This window comes from Nostoc sp. ChiQUE02 (genome assembly GCF_034531305.2).
Classification (GTDB): Bacteria; Cyanobacteriota; Cyanobacteriia; order Cyanobacteriales; family Nostocaceae; genus Nostoc.
Map to the genome: position 1 here is coordinate 247,605 of NZ_JAVRBN020000005.1, position 14,219 is coordinate 261,823.

The following is a 14,219-nucleotide window of genomic DNA, read 5'->3' on the forward strand; positions in this document are numbered from 1 at the left end:
TGAAGCTGCTACGTACGAAACCGTACAGACTTTATGAAGTTTATTCATTTAAGATTTATTTAGATTGCCCCCGTGTTTCTTTAGCGAATACACCTTTTGACATTAGGATCAGAACCTTAATCCTTTCCTTGTGCCCTGAGTTGGCTTTTCTAAAGTCACCTACCTTTAAGGAGAGTGACTTTTAATGTCATTAGATAAAAGCCTTTTTCAGCAACCACCAAATAAGCTGCTGGCAAGTTTGCCAGCCAGTGATTATGAACGTCTTGTCCCCCATTTAAAGCTAGTTCCGCTCCCACTTCATCAAATTCTTTACGAAGCAGCCGAACCCATCGCACAGGTCTATTTTCCTGATAAGGCAGTGGTTTCTATAGTCACCACTATGGAAGATGGCTCAACGGCGGAAGTTGGGATAGTAAGCAATGAAGGTATGGTGGGTATCCCGGTAATTTTAGGAGACAACACCACAACCACAACAGGCTTTGTGCAAATTTCGGGCGCTGCTATGCAAATCAATGCAGATGTACTTAAAGCCGAGTTCAATCGGGGCGGAGCTATTCAAAGCGTGCTGCTGCGCTACGTACAAGCTGTATACTCTGAACTGGCGCAAGGAGCAGCCTGCAACCGTCTCCATACATTGGAAGAACGGCTGGCTCGCTGGCTACTGACAGTTTCTGACCGTTTGGAATCAGAAGATTTTCCACTCACGCAAGAATTTATCTCCCAGATGCTAGGTGTACGTCGTTCCGGCGTGACAGTAGCGGCTAGCACCCTCAGCCGAGCCGGAATGATCAGCTACCAACGTGGTCATATTAGCATCCTGAACCGAGAGGATTTGGAAGCAACTTCTTGTGAGTGTCATCAAGTCATCCAAAAGGAATTTGCTCGGTTACTGGGCTTCATGCCCAGTAACCGAGCCAGAAAATTTTTTTGAGTTAGGTGTACGAAACCGAACAGACTCGCAAAAGTAACTTAAATTAAAATATCATAAGCAAATTTCTCATTTAATGTTCAGTGAGCGACAACCCTCTTAAGCCGCAAGTAAATAAGTTACTCGCGGCTTTGCCAACTAGTGATTATGAGCGCCTTATTCCGAACCTGAAGTTAGTTCCGCTTCCGACTCGGCAAGTCCTTTACGAACCAGGAGAACCCATCACACACGTCTATTTTCCCCAACACGCAGTGGTTTCTATAGTCACTAGTATGAAAGATGGATCGACGGTGGAAGTTGGGATAGTGAGTAATGAAGGCATGGTGGGTATCCCAGTAATTTTAGGAGGCAAGACAACAACCACAAAAGCGTTTGTCCAAATTGCGGGCGCTGGAATGCAAATGGATGCAGATGTTTTGAGAACCGAGTTCAATCGGGGTGGAGCTATTCAAAAGCTGCTGCTGCGCTATCTACGAGGTATATATACCGAACTTACACAATCATGTGCCTGCAACCGTCTTCATACACTAGAAGAACGGCTGGCTCGTTGGCTTCTGACAGTATCTGACCGTTTGGAATCAGAAGAATTTCCGTTGACGCAAGAATTTATTTCCCAGATGCTGGGTGTACGGCGCTCCGGTGTGACAGTAGCTGCTAGCAGCCTCAGCCGAGCGGGGATGATTCGTTATCAGCGTGGTCAAATTAACATCCTCAACCGAGAGGATTTGGAAGCAACTTCCTGCGAGTGTTATCGAGTCATCCAAAAAGAATTTGCTCGGTTGCTGGGGAATTAGCTAAGGCGCGTAGGCGTAGCCCGTCGTAGACATCGCTAGTGGATAATTTTAACCTACTATGTCTGAAACCGGACAGACGCTTGCTAGTTAGTTCCATTAAGATTTAGTAAAGTAGGCATCAAATGGCATTTACAAATACATCCCATTTGATGCATTTGCAATTCAAAGTGTTCTAGCTACACGGCGGTGAGAATAATGTCTAATCAGTCGATGTCTTTTAAAGGTCTGCGATTGCTCGTTGTGGATGACGACGCTGATACGAGAACCTTACTTACCTTCCTATTTGAATTAGACGGAGCAGAAATTATTACAGCTGCTTCGGCAGGTGATGCTTTAGAAATAATCTCATTTTTTAAACCAGACATCCTGATTAGTGACATTTATTTACCAGATGATAACGGCTGTTCACTGCTGATAAAGCTCAGAAAGCTGGAAGCAATGCGAGGGAGAAGGATTCCAGCTATTGCTCTAACAGCATCTGCTTTCGACGAAGACCGGAATCGCGCATTATTAGCAGGTTATGATATATACCGATGCAAGCCGATAGACTTAGATGATTTATCTTCTACAGTTGCTAGTCTAGTTATGCTCAAAGAATACGCTTGACACATTTGGATGCTTAAAGTAAGAGCCACTAAGCAATAAAGCTTTAACTAAATTTAATTTATTTTGAAAATGCGATGTCTACCGAGGATTATACCAACGCCTGGTGATTTTTATACTAAATCAGCGCGTTGGCGTAATCCTTCGTAGACATCGCATTTTTTTTAGGAATCTTTTGACTAATTTTATTCTTTCTTAATTCCGCTACCAGCAAAAACCTTTTAAAGAGCAGGGATATAAAATATACTAAGAATAAATACAGAGAAGGCTAAAGTAATTCTCTGTGAATACTCATTTTTTCATATAAAGGGGTGCATTATGGAATATCTTGCTTATTCTCACATGTTTATTGCTCAAGAAGAGGCATCTGGAAACACTAAATATAATCCGCCTAAATCCCAATTAAATGGAAAAAAACCTCTTAAATTTTCTGACATATTTATTACTAAAAAAGGGGCATTTGGAAATAACAAATATAAATTCAATTGGCAAAAACTTCTTAAATCTTCAGCTTGGTTAGCTTTCGCTGGTGTTGGTGTATTACTTATTGCTGCTGCCCAAATTCAAATGAGTTCGGCTGCGTATGTAAAAACTAACGGCAGTTGTTTACGTATCCGTTCAGGCCCAAGCACTAACTACTCGTATGTGGATTGTGTACCAAATGGCGCAACACTTCCAGCGATTGAAAGGTATGAAAACGGTTTTGCTAGACTTTCTACGGGTAGATATGTTTATGCCCGATGGGTTGCTGATAGACCTAACAACCCTCCTGTGACTAGTAGACCTGGTGGCGTTGGCGGTTCAGTCATTCTTACCCGTGGTTCTAGAGGTCAGCTTGTAAGAGACGTTCAGACAGCTTTAGGTAATCTCAGAGTTGATGGAATTTACGGTCAAGAAACTGTTAACCAAGTCCGAAGCTTTCAGGCAAGTAAAGGCCTACTTGTAGATGGTACGGTGGGGCCCGAAACTAGAGCAGCTCTGGGTATTTAGAAGTTATGGGGAATTTCATCAACAAGCCACCCTTGAAAAATCTCTTTTCCAGGTTATACCTGTTTTGTTGTGGTATGGAGAGAAATCTAAGCTAAGGAAGTCTTAGATTAAATCTTCGGAACATCTCGTCCGTCTTAAGGCGGGCAAGATGCCCACCTTACAAGATTATGAGAAAGGCTAAAAAAAAGAAAAACTGGGATAAAAGTCAGTTTTATGCATCCTGAAAAACAGAAATGTTGCATTTTGTTGAATCTAAATTCCTAAGCTGATATAGGACTAGTATTTGTTTTTTGAAATACACGTAGGTTGTGTTAGTGCAGAAAGTATGGCACTATTCTAATTTTGTGGTGCGTTATGCTTTGCTAACACACCTTACAAGACTACTGAGATTTTTTCAAAAACAATTTACGATTCCTATATTTCTGATGAAACACCCAAGTAATTTTGCACAATCTGCAAAATGCGCTCTGCTGCATGACCATCTCCAAAGGGATTAATTGCATTTGCCATTGCTTCATAGGCATCTGGATCGCTCAGTAACTCAGCAGCAGCAGTAAAAATGTTCTCAGTTGTAGTGCCTACAAGTTTGGCTGTACCGGCTGCAACAGCTTCTGGTCTTTCGGTAGTATCTCTCAAAACTAGTACTGGTTTTCCCAAACTGGGGGCTTCTTCTTGCAAACCACCAGAGTCAGTGAGCAACAGATGCGATCGCCCAATTGCTCCCACCAATTCCCCATAATCTAGAGGATCTGTCAAGAAAATTCGGGGATGATTCCCTAAAAGCTCTTGTAATGGGACTCGCACTGTCGGATTGCGGTGCAATGGTAAGAGCAAAGCTGTATCAGGAAACTTATCTAAAATTTTTAAAAAACCCTGAGCGATCGCTAACAGAGGTTCTCCCCAATTCTCCCGACGATGAACTGTTGCTAACAGAACGCGATACGATTCCCAGTTTAAGCCTGGGACATTACAAACTACTTGGGTTGCAGCTACATTTAACAATGCATCAATTACCGTGTTACCCGTCATGTGAATTTCACCCAAAACACCAGAACGATGCAAGTTTTCCACAGCCCAAGGAGTTGGCGCAAAGTGCAACTGAGTAATTTGAGAAATCAACCGCCGATTAGCTTCTTCAGGGTAAGGATTGAAGATATCATCAGTTCTTAACCCTGCTTCTACATGACCGATGGGAATTTTTTGATAAAAAGCTGCCAAAGCTGCGGCAAAAGCCGTGGTAGTGTCTCCCTGCACCAGCACTAAATCTGGCTTTTTCTCTTGGAATAACGCTTCTAACCCTTGTAAACTACGGCAGGTAATATCATTTAGAGATTGCTTAACTTGCATAATTTCCAAGTCATAATCTGCTTTGATATTGAACAGCTGCATAACTTGCTCAACCATCTCCCGATGCTGTCCAGTTAGAATTACTTGCAACTCAAAACCCGAATACTTCTGGAAAACCTGAATCACTGGAGCTAGTTTAATCGCTTCTGGACGAGTACCTAAGATAATGCAAACGCGTTTTTGATTAGTCATTAGTCATTAGCCATATGTAATTTGCCAATGGTTATAGTCAATGGTCTATGGTCAAATAGTCAATACTTGGCGGTCAATCATCACATAAACCATAAATATAAATGCATAAATCACACAAAATATAAAAAAAACCCGGCTTAACCGGGCAAATGCACTGTTTGTCAAATTCAACTGTAATAACGACATCTTGATCTCACAAGTTCCAATCATAAAGAGCATGAAAAAACCCGGCTTAACCGGGCAGACGCACTGTTTGTCGAATTTACCTGTAAAGACTACTTAATCTCACAAGTTAAAGGGCAAGCAGCGTAAACACTAGTTTGCATTTGGTCTGCCTCTCCATGCAGCCAGCTTAACCATTTAATTTCATTGGGATGAACTCCTTTAACAGTTAGCACACCCGCAGCCAATACAACTGCCATGATATTAAACATTATTAAAGCACCTGCTACAAGCAGAACCGCACTAACAGGCATCACAGATTGCAGGATAATCGACAACAGACATCCGACCGTAGCCATCAACACAACTAGTGGAAAACCCACAACCAACAAGCATACTGCTAATGTAAAAGTCCATATTAAAAAGCTTTTAATCATCAACAAGGAGTAGGTCTTTCCTAGATTAGAGCTTTGAGCAGAAACCATGACTTTTCCTCCTAAAATACACAACATATTTTAATTTCAGTCATATCTCGCTTTTTGCGAGTAAACTGAATTGTTTCAGTGAAATTCAGTATATAAAAACTAATCGGGAAAATGAGCATTTATTTACTAAAGTTTACAGTTTATTTTTTGTAATTATGAATATAAAGTCAACTTTCTATCTATTAAAAAAACTTCTTTTCTGCATCTACCTTCAGGCATATAACCTAAAAGGTATGAGCTTTTAACCTTGATCCCCAGGACATTACTCCTATTCAACTTAACATTTCTTATAAAAACTAGCAGTACTTCTCATAATTCATAGAATGGGCTGAAGAAATGAGCTGCTAATATTTGTACTGTTAATTGCTGGCAATTCTTATCCATGTCTAGAACAAATTTCTCATCTAAGGATATAAAATATTTATTTTATATTTGCTGAATTAATAATTACTTTGTAATCTATGTATAATTTCTGAGGTGTTTTGACTCGGTGCGTGTGTTAAACCAGTTTAGGTAGGTTAAATAATCTATCTACATTTTCTGAGTAGTGTAATTTCAGGAAAAAAAGATACCAATTGAGGTAGATGAAATGGATTGACCGTGGTTCTAGAGTTTCAATCGCCTCCCATCACTGCTAGGGCTTACAGACAAGCATTCCCCAAAAGTCATCGAAGCAAATGACTTGACTTCTCGTTAATTCAACTTTTTAACTGCCAAATGTAAAGATATATGACAGAATCACAGTCTCCATTAACTTCTAACTCTGTTACCGAACGCAACCTGCCACCAATGCCGCCGCCACCACCAACCTTTAGTACGCAGCGGCAGATGACACAAACATTGGATATGTCAACCAACCCACCTGTTGCAGGTCATCGTCCGGGTAGTCCACCGCCAATACCTACTTCAGTTCGCCCTCAAAACAGCAGTCCAGAACTCACTTTAGCGAAGTTAATTAGAGAAGCTTACGATCAGGGATATTCTGACTTGCACTTGGGTGTAGGTGAAGTACCCCGCTTCCGCAGCCGAGGAGAAATTCAATCAACGGATTACCCAGAAACCGATAAAGAAGTTTTTATGAATTGGTTGCGGGAGGTAATGAGTGAGGGAGAAATTCAGCGCTTTGAAGAACACTTAGAATTTGACGGAGCAACCCAATACGACTTTGCTCGCGTGCGGATTAATGTTTTTGGCTCCCTCAAAGGGTCTGCAATGGTGTTGCGGTTGATTCCGTTGAAAATCTTAACTATGGAACAGTTGAGATTACCCCCAGTTTTTAGGGATATTTGTCATCACCACAAAGGTTTAATTTTGGTGACTGGGCCCACTGGTTCTGGTAAGTCCACCACAATGGCAGCGATGGTTGACTATATCAACAAGGAGATGGCCAAGCATATCATCACCATTGAAGACCCGATAGAATTTGTCCATCAAAGCCGCAAGTCTTTAGTCAAACAGCGGGAAGTGGGAATGCACACCCGAAAATTTGACAACGCTTTGAAAGCAGCTTTGCGGGAAGACCCAGATTTGATTCTGGTTGGAGAAATGCGGGATAAAGAAACAGTCAACACCGCTTTAAAAGCTGCTCAGACTGGTCACTTAGTCATGGGAACCTTGCACACCAATAGCGCTGTCAAAACCATCGAGCGGATTCTCAATCTCTACTCTGGTGACGAACAGGATGCAATGCGGGTGGCAATTTCCGAGTCTTTAGTGGCAGTGATTGCCCAAGGTTTGTGTCGCACAACTGACGGTAAGCGGGCTGCTTTCCATGATGTGCTGATCAATACTGAGGCTATTAAAGAATGGATCAAAGACGGTAAGTATGATGAAATTGGCGAGTTGATGAAACAAGCTGGCTTTGACGGCATGATTACGATGAATCAGTCATTGCTAAATCTCTATCAAGACGGTCGCATCACTGAAGAAACTGCTTTGGAAATGTCACCAACTCCTAACGAAATGGCACAGTTTCTCCGAGGTCGAGTTTAAGATTTGGGCATGGGGCATTGGGAAGAGGACAAGGGGCAGGGAGCAGGGAGCAGAGGGGAAAGAGGTAATTTTTATTCTCCCCCTGCCCCCTGCTCCCCTGCCTCCCCTGCTCCCTCATCCCCCAATCCCAAATATCTTTCTGATCCTGGTTGTGGTTATAGCTAAGGTAAAAGGTAAAAGAGAGAATTTTTTACTTTTAGCTTCCTAACCTCTGTGAATAACTTGACGACAAACAAACTATCTACACCCCAGTTGTTTAAAGGCATTGCGCTATTTACACCTGGAGGAGATTTAATTTATTGCATCGACCCTAGCAAGCAAGGTCGATGGCATTTGCATTTGTGCTCGGCTTTGCAAGAAATCCTCGATTTGCCAGAGCCGCCACACTTTTTAGTGCCTTGTTATACTGCAACTATTGATAACTGGTTAGATCCGCGTACTCAACAAGTGCGAACTTTTGCTGAAGCTTATCCGGCTGTAATTAGACATCAAGCTTTGCTTAATGCGATTTTTGGCACTGGGGAATTAGTATGGCAAGCAGCTCCTTGGCAAGAGGGGTTGTGCGATCGCATGGTGTTAACTAGTTATCGTTCCTCATTTGGGCAACTTTGGGAAGATCATGACTTAATTGTTCGTCTAGACCTTTCTGAACCTGTGCCAAAATACCACCAACCAGTTATAGTCCAAAAAAAAGAAGCGATCGCACAAGGCTATGTTCTCCGCTTGTTTGTTGCAGGACATAGCAGTACCACCGAACGCATTCTGCAAAATTTACACGAATTGTTAGAGCGATCGCTCGGACATCCTTATACTCTGAAAGTGATTGATGTTTTAAGCCATCCAGAACAAGCAGAACTCAATCAGGTTTCTGCAACTCCTACCCTTGTCAAAGTTTGGCCTCACCCAATTCGGCGAATCGTTGGCGAGTTGGATCATGTAGAAAAGATTTTACAGATGTTAGCTGCTAAGGAAAAATTTTAAATAATTCAGACTAGTTTTTTTGCCAAGTGCGCGAGTGGGTAGGTGTTGGAGAAGAGGTGACTAAAAAAATGGCTAGATTGCCGTATATGCAAGGATTTGAGGGCTTTAGCATCTTGAAACCATTGGCGCACCTTATGTAGACTGACTTTCAGCTATTTACAGCTAGTACAATTGCCACTCCTTATGTTATGATTCTTGGGTTGCCGCTATTGAACCTTGAAAACCAAATAACACCTGGCTTTCAGATGCCAGCGATCGCAATCAACTAAAATCCCTATTAGGGATTGAAACTAGATGCCTCTGGATTTGAACTCCCATTAAGAGCTATCGCAATCAACTAAAATCCCTATTAGGGATTGAAACAAAATTGATGTTTCTGATGTAAGAGCTAAAGGTGAATCGCAATCAACTAAAATCCCTATTAGGGATTGAAACCTATACAAGGCACAAAAGGAGCCTCTAAAATTAACATCGCAATCAACTAAAATCCCTATTAGGGATTGAAACTACCCAAAGATTCAACTTTAATCAAATAAGTAGAATCGCAATCAACTAAAATCCCTATTAGGGATTGAAACATCTAAAAAGCTTTCAGTGGCAATCGCAAACGACCACATCGCAATCAACTAAAATCCCTATTAGGGATTGAAACGGGGTGCATCGCCAAAGTGGGTAGGATTCCAAGAATCGCAATCAACTAAAATCCCTATTAGGGATTGAAACATGGGAGATTTTTCTCTACCTGTGCTGCCCTCTCAATCGCAATCAACTAAAATCCCTATTAGGGATTGAAACATTCGAATGCATCCGCCCAACTGGGTGATCGCCACATCGCAATCAACTAAAATCCCTATTAGGGATTGAAACGAGAAGCATAAAAGTAGTGATTTAGTTGTTTGCTATCGCAATCAACTAAAATCCATATTAGGGATTGAAACTTAAACAAGCCAACAAAAACCCAAAACTTTATTAGATCGCAATCAACTAAAATCCCTATTAGGGATTGAAACAAATGTTGCTCCAAAATTGCCAAATTACGAATATTGGATTATCGCAATCAACTAAAATCCTTATTAGGGATTGAAACTTAACCGCGATAACGCGAGTGTTGGTGGTAATACCAAGTGCAATGAACTTAAATTCCTATTAGGGATTGAAACGAACTATGGTAAAAGGTTGGCTTCTTAATTACTAGGTATCCAAGGATACAGGCAATAGCTGTAAAGGTCATTCCACATCCAGCTTAAGGGCTGTGATATTATGGGAGACTGCTACATACATTTAGAAAAACTAGAAACTGAATCGATCATGGCTCTGACGCAACTGCGGAAACAAGAAATAATCTCCAATTACCAAGTTCACGAAACCGACACTGGTTCGGCCGATGTTCAAGTTGCCATGTTAACTGAGCGCATTAACCGCCTCAGCGAACATCTCCAGGCAAATAAAAAAGACCATTCTTCCCGGCGGGGACTGTTGAAGCTAATTGGTCAGCGCAAGCGTCTTCTAGCTTATATATCGCAGGAAAGCCGGGAAAAGTATCAAGCTTTGATTGCTCGTCTCGGTATTCGTGGATAGGGACTACCGCTTATGTCTGCTGAAGAATCTGAACGCAGTCGCTTGCCCTTTGAACCAAACAAAAAGCGCCAAAAACCCGCAAAAACTCAAAGTAAACCAGCAGCACAGCCACAAGAATCTGCCAAAAAGGCTGATAGAAAAGTGCCTTACACAAAACAAGAGATGGCAATTCCCCAGGTAGTCAGCCAGCGGATGATCCGACGGGTAGCTGGATTTTGTGGTGTACCAACAGTTTTGGGCATTAGCACCCTTGTTGTCAGCTATCTGCTTGCTAGCTATTCTGACATCCAACTACCTCCCATCGCCGTGTTATTGGTGAACATGGGATTATTTGGTTTGGGGGTCTTAGGGATAACTTATGGCGTTCTCTCTGCCTCTTGGGATGAAGAAAAAGTCGGAAGTTTGCTGGGGTTGGGTGAATTTAACACCAATTGGGGACGAATGGTGGCGGTTTGGCGCGAAACTCGGCAAAAAAACTCATAATGAACGGCGCTCAGGTATTACATAACTCCGGTATTGGGTAAATGAAGAAGTGAGGCACTCCGTTGGGCGGGTTTCCCGACTTAAAGGAAGTGCCGAACCCATGAATGTTGAAGTTGAAATTTTATAACTTCAACATCGCTAATTAAAAATATATAATCTTTTTTATACCCTATATCCAGTTATTTAGTAGTAAAACTACTGACTGAGCGCTATATTTTGTCTATTTATTTTGTAAACAAATTTTATTTTTAACTACTCGTAATTAGGCTAATAGGCAACAATAAAGTTAGCCAAGTTACAAAAAACTTTACTCAATTAATCAGGAACTTTCACATGATTATAGTAATGAAAAGTGGTTCCCCAGAGGCGGAAATAAACCGCATTGATGAGGAACTAAGTAGCTGGGGGCTAACTCCAGAAAAAATTATTGGTCAACACAAAGTAGTTATTGGTCTAGTAGGTGAAACCGCCAACTTAGATCCACTACAAATTCAGGAACTTAGCCCCTGGATTGAGCAGGTATTGCGGGTAGAGCAGCCTTACAAACGAGCCAGCCGCCAGTACCGTCACGGCGAAGCTTCGGAAGTGGTGGTTAATACTCCCAATGGAGCGGTGATATTTGGTGAACATCACCCCTTAGTAGTCGTTGCCGGCCCTTGCTCTGTAGAAAATGAAGAAATGATTGTGGAGACAGCGCGGCGCGTCAAGACGGCTGGAGCCGCATTTTTGCGCGGAGGGGCATACAAACCCCGAACTTCACCTTACGCCTTCCAAGGACACGGTGAGAGTGCTTTGGATTTATTGGTAAGGGCGCAGGAAGTCAGCGGACTAGGAATTATTACAGAAGTGATGGATGCAGCTGACCTGGATAAAATTGGCGAAATTGCTGACGTTATCCAGGTAGGAGCAAGAAATATGCAAAATTTCTCCTTGCTCAAAAAAGTGGGAGCGCAGCCGAAACCAGTTCTTTTGAAGCGGGGAATGGCGGCTACTATTGAAGATTGGTTGATGGCGGCCGAGTATATTTTGGCATCTGGTAATCCCAATGTCATCTTGTGTGAAAGGGGAATACGCACCTTTGACCGCCAGTATACGCGAAATACGCTGGATTTATCGGTTGTGCCAGTGTTGCGAAAGCTGACTCACTTGCCAATCATGATTGACCCCAGCCACGGCGTAGGTTGGTCTGAGTTTGTGCCTTCAATGGCAATGGCTGCGATCGCAGCTGGCACAGATTCCCTGATGATAGAGGTTCACCCCAATCCTGCCAAAGCCTTATCCGACGGGCCCCAATCTCTCACACCAGACCGTTTCGATAACTTGATGCAAGAATTAGCAGTAATTGGTAAGGCGGTGGGACGCTGGCAGCAACCAGCTGTGGCTCTGGCTTAAAATTTAATTGCAACTTCTTGCTAGGCATAAATAAATTAGGCGTTGCAGAACAGTGGGATGAATTGTGGCAAGCAGGGAAGGCAGGGGAGGCAGAGGAAGCGTGTGGGGAATTTAAAAGTTGCCAAATCATCCGTAAATATGCAACTCCGGATTTTTTTGTATATTGTAATCATGCCTACCTGTTTATTGTAAATATGAAATAAATCCCCTTTAGAAATATTCTAAAGGGGATTTTTTAACACAAACTAAAGCTATGAAAAAAGAACTCTGCAATCAATATTAATGGGTAATATTTTTTTGCGGTTGTAGACTTTTTTATCTATATACATAGCGAGCAGGTATCCACTGCCGACCACGATTTGTTTGCACCCAACGTCCAGGAACCAATATCCTCCTTCTCGCTTGAACAGGGGTATAAACCCTAACTGGCGCTGGTTTTTTGATTATTCTAACTGGAGTATGCCGCCTAACTGGTGGTCTGATTTGAGCATCAGCTTGGGAAGGGATAAAGGTAACAGCAATTGGTAAAATCAGTGCTGCGCTAGCAAGAATTCGCTTAATATTCATTGTCAAATCTTCCTTCTATGATTTAGACATCAAATAGATTAAATTCAATTCAAAGTTTTATCTATTTGATAACCAAATAATAGAACTTGAAATAGCTATTCACTAGTGAAAAAGGTAACTAGCTTAACCCTGACTAATGTCATGATTAAAAAAATTAAAAATGACTAGTCTATGAGTTTTGATAGAATATTTAGTCTCAATATCTAATTTAAAATTCAAAGATTTCGATGTTTGTGGTAGTGCATAATCTATGGTTATTGCAACTCAACTTTGCCACCTGAAAAAAAAGGACGGGCACAATACCCATCCCAGAAAATTCCCTGTTAATCAATTGATAGTCAAACTTTTATTGCACTTGCGTGGGGAAAGCACCAGGTTGCACAGCTATGTTAAGATTCTGCCCATTGCGACGTAATTCCATACGTAAATCGCCCCCAACTTGGCTATTTTCGACTGCCTTTTGGACACTGCTGGCATCTGTGACTGCTTGCCCACCAAGCCTTTGGATCACATCACCAGCACGTATCCCTGCTTTAGCAGCTGGTGAATTTGGCACAACTTTCACAACTAATACACCTTTATCTTCATCCACGCTCAAACCGCTATTTGGATCTGAGTTGATATTTTGTTTTAGCTGAGGCGTTAACCCTACCATCTGAATTCCCAGATAAGGATGTTCTACTTTGCCTGTAGCTATTAGTTGACTGGAAATGCGTTGTGCTGTGTTGATGGGAATAGCAAAACCTAATCCTTGTGCCCCTTGGATTATCGCTGTATTCATGGCAATCACCTCGCCACGGGAATTTAGCAGGGGCCCGCCGGAGTTACCGGGATTAATCGCTGCGTCGGTTTGAATATACTCTACTCGCTTATCGGGAGCACCAATTTGATTGCTACTGCGTCCGGTAGCACTAATGATTCCGGTAGTTACTGTATTATCTAGTCCAAGGGGGTTACCGATCGCGATCGCCCATTCTCCCGGTTGCAGTTGATCTGAATTACCCAAGGCTACTAACGGTAAATTATCTGCTTGAATCTTGACAACAGCAACATCGGTCAACTCGTCTTTTCCTAAAACCTTACCTTTAAAGCTACGCCCATCTTTGAGTGTTACTGTTACCGTATCAGCACCATCGACTACGTGGGCATTGGTGAGAATACGACCATCAGCACTAATAATAAAACCTGAACCAGTACCCCGTTCTACCCGATTCTGTTGTTGATCTGGTAGTTGAGAACCAAAGAAGCGGCGGAAAAGTGGATCGTTAAATTCATCTGGGATCTGGGTTTTTACGGTTCGCGAAGAGTCAATTCGTACCACAGCTGGCCCGACCTTTTGCACCACTTGTATAACAAAGTTAGGATCTGTAGTGGCTGGTAATGGAGGAGCAGCATTGACTCGACTTACTGCCAAATTAGATGCACTTTCAGACACCTGCTGAGGATGTCTAGCCATATAGCCGCCGGCAAATGTCATACCTGATCCCAGCAGCACCAGCGATAGAGAGGCAGCAGCCTTTTTCCAGGGTGCTCGATTATGGGATTTGGCATCAGCAGTGTTATGTGAAATGCTATTTAATGGGTATTCTCTGTCGCGAGATTCGTTTTGCATTTGCTGTCTGGAAGGATATTTAGATGTATTTACTAATGTAGATACGATTTGTGACAGTTTTGTTGCGGAGGTATTGCGTTGTTGTGAAAGGTTTGATATTTTACTTATCGCAT

The 14,219-nt window shown here is 42.2% G+C and carries 13 protein-coding genes and 1 CRISPR repeat array; of the genes, 9 read left to right on the forward strand and 4 right to left on the reverse strand.

Going from position 1 to position 14,219, the window contains the following annotated elements:
- Positions 1 to 184: 184 nt before the first annotated feature.
- The 4 genes from RM347_RS07595 to RM347_RS07610 all read left to right on the forward strand — a co-directional run bounded on the left by RM347_RS07595 (position 185) and on the right by RM347_RS07610 (position 3,315).
- The gene (locus RM347_RS07595; RefSeq protein WP_322719190.1) at positions 185 to 931 is read left to right on the forward strand and encodes a Crp/Fnr family transcriptional regulator; all 747 of its coding nucleotides are present in this window, start codon (positions 185 to 187) and stop codon (positions 929 to 931) included.
- Between the two features lie 80 nt (positions 932 to 1,011).
- Positions 1,012 to 1,722: a Crp/Fnr family transcriptional regulator gene (locus RM347_RS07600; RefSeq protein WP_322719191.1), complete on the forward strand. Its 711-nt coding sequence runs from the start codon at positions 1,012 to 1,014 to the stop codon at positions 1,720 to 1,722.
- 195 nt (positions 1,723 to 1,917) lie between these two features.
- The gene (locus RM347_RS07605) at positions 1,918 to 2,328 is read left to right on the forward strand and encodes a response regulator (protein WP_322719192.1); all 411 of its coding nucleotides are present in this window, start codon (positions 1,918 to 1,920) and stop codon (positions 2,326 to 2,328) included.
- Between the two features lie 315 nt (positions 2,329 to 2,643).
- Entirely contained in the window at positions 2,644 to 3,315 is a 672-nt protein-coding gene (locus RM347_RS07610) for a peptidoglycan-binding protein (protein WP_322719193.1), read from the forward strand.
- Positions 3,316 to 3,729: 414 nt separating this feature from the next.
- Here the strand turns inward: RM347_RS07610 and wecB are convergent, their stop codons facing one another.
- Both wecB and RM347_RS07620 read right to left on the reverse strand, forming a co-directional pair.
- Positions 3,730 to 4,854, reverse strand: a complete 1,125-nt coding sequence (wecB, locus tag RM347_RS07615) for a non-hydrolyzing UDP-N-acetylglucosamine 2-epimerase (RefSeq protein ID WP_322719194.1) — start codon at positions 4,852 to 4,854, stop codon at positions 3,730 to 3,732.
- A 275-nt stretch (positions 4,855 to 5,129) separates the two neighbouring features.
- Positions 5,130 to 5,501, reverse strand: coding sequence for a hypothetical protein (locus tag RM347_RS07620; RefSeq protein ID WP_322719195.1), 372 nt, complete (start codon positions 5,499 to 5,501; stop codon positions 5,130 to 5,132).
- Positions 5,502 to 6,230: 729 nt separating this feature from the next.
- On the opposite strand from RM347_RS07620, the gene RM347_RS07625 reads away from it, so the two are divergent.
- The 5 genes from RM347_RS07625 to aroF all read left to right on the forward strand — a co-directional run bounded on the left by RM347_RS07625 (position 6,231) and on the right by aroF (position 11,927).
- Complete coding sequence (locus RM347_RS07625; protein WP_322719196.1) at positions 6,231 to 7,493, forward strand: type IV pilus twitching motility protein PilT; 1,263 nt, start codon at positions 6,231 to 6,233, stop codon at positions 7,491 to 7,493.
- 213 nt (positions 7,494 to 7,706) lie between these two features.
- A complete protein-coding gene (locus RM347_RS07630; RefSeq protein ID WP_322719197.1) occupies positions 7,707 to 8,474 on the forward strand; it encodes a circadian clock KaiB family protein in 768 nt (255 codons plus the stop codon).
- Between the two features lie 254 nt (positions 8,475 to 8,728).
- Positions 8,729 to 9,634: direct repeats of the CRISPR family, unit length 37 nt; unit sequence ATCGCAATCAACTAAAATCCCTATTAGGGATTGAAAC.
- A 148-nt stretch (positions 9,635 to 9,782) separates the two neighbouring features.
- Entirely contained in the window at positions 9,783 to 10,052 is a 270-nt protein-coding gene (rpsO, locus tag RM347_RS07635; RefSeq protein WP_041565894.1) for a 30S ribosomal protein S15, read from the forward strand.
- Between the two features lie 12 nt (positions 10,053 to 10,064).
- Positions 10,065 to 10,535: a PAM68 family protein gene (locus RM347_RS07640; protein ID WP_322719198.1), complete on the forward strand. Its 471-nt coding sequence runs from the start codon at positions 10,065 to 10,067 to the stop codon at positions 10,533 to 10,535.
- Positions 10,536 to 10,868: 333 nt separating this feature from the next.
- Entirely contained in the window at positions 10,869 to 11,927 is a 1,059-nt protein-coding gene (gene aroF / locus RM347_RS07645; RefSeq protein WP_322719199.1) for a 3-deoxy-7-phosphoheptulonate synthase, read from the forward strand.
- A 315-nt stretch (positions 11,928 to 12,242) separates the two neighbouring features.
- Here the strand turns inward: aroF and RM347_RS07650 are convergent, their stop codons facing one another.
- Together RM347_RS07650 and RM347_RS07655 are read right to left on the reverse strand one after the other, a co-directional pair.
- Positions 12,243 to 12,494: a hypothetical protein gene (locus RM347_RS07650; RefSeq protein ID WP_322719200.1), complete on the reverse strand. Its 252-nt coding sequence runs from the start codon at positions 12,492 to 12,494 to the stop codon at positions 12,243 to 12,245.
- Positions 12,495 to 12,840: 346 nt separating this feature from the next.
- Positions 12,841 to 14,106: an HhoA/HhoB/HtrA family serine endopeptidase gene (locus RM347_RS07655; protein WP_322719201.1), complete on the reverse strand. Its 1,266-nt coding sequence runs from the start codon at positions 14,104 to 14,106 to the stop codon at positions 12,841 to 12,843.
- Positions 14,107 to 14,219: the final 113 nt, after the last annotated feature.

What these genes read in the sequence shown, in the direction of transcription:
- RM347_RS07595 (WP_322719190.1), top strand. Translation starts at nt 185, where the DNA reads ATGTCATTAGATAAAAGCCTTTTTCAGCAACCACCAAATAAGCTGCTG.
- RM347_RS07605 (WP_322719192.1), top strand. Translation starts at nt 1,918, where the DNA reads ATGTCTAATCAGTCGATGTCTTTTAAAGGTCTGCGATTGCTCGTTGTG.
- RM347_RS07610 (WP_322719193.1), top strand. Translation starts at nt 2,644, where the DNA reads ATGGAATATCTTGCTTATTCTCACATGTTTATTGCTCAAGAAGAGGCA.
- wecB (WP_322719194.1), bottom strand. Translation starts at nt 4,854, where the DNA reads ATGACTAATCAAAAACGCGTTTGCATTATCTTAGGTACTCGTCCAGAA.
- RM347_RS07620 (WP_322719195.1), bottom strand. Translation starts at nt 5,501, where the DNA reads ATGGTTTCTGCTCAAAGCTCTAATCTAGGAAAGACCTACTCCTTGTTG.
- RM347_RS07625 (WP_322719196.1), top strand. Translation starts at nt 6,231, where the DNA reads ATGACAGAATCACAGTCTCCATTAACTTCTAACTCTGTTACCGAACGC.
- rpsO (WP_041565894.1), top strand. Translation starts at nt 9,783, where the DNA reads ATGGCTCTGACGCAACTGCGGAAACAAGAAATAATCTCCAATTACCAA.
- RM347_RS07640 (WP_322719198.1), top strand. Translation starts at nt 10,065, where the DNA reads ATGTCTGCTGAAGAATCTGAACGCAGTCGCTTGCCCTTTGAACCAAAC.
- aroF (WP_322719199.1), top strand. Translation starts at nt 10,869, where the DNA reads ATGATTATAGTAATGAAAAGTGGTTCCCCAGAGGCGGAAATAAACCGC.
- RM347_RS07650 (WP_322719200.1), bottom strand. Translation starts at nt 12,494, where the DNA reads ATGAATATTAAGCGAATTCTTGCTAGCGCAGCACTGATTTTACCAATT.
- RM347_RS07655 (WP_322719201.1), bottom strand. Translation starts at nt 14,106, where the DNA reads ATGCAAAACGAATCTCGCGACAGAGAATACCCATTAAATAGCATTTCA.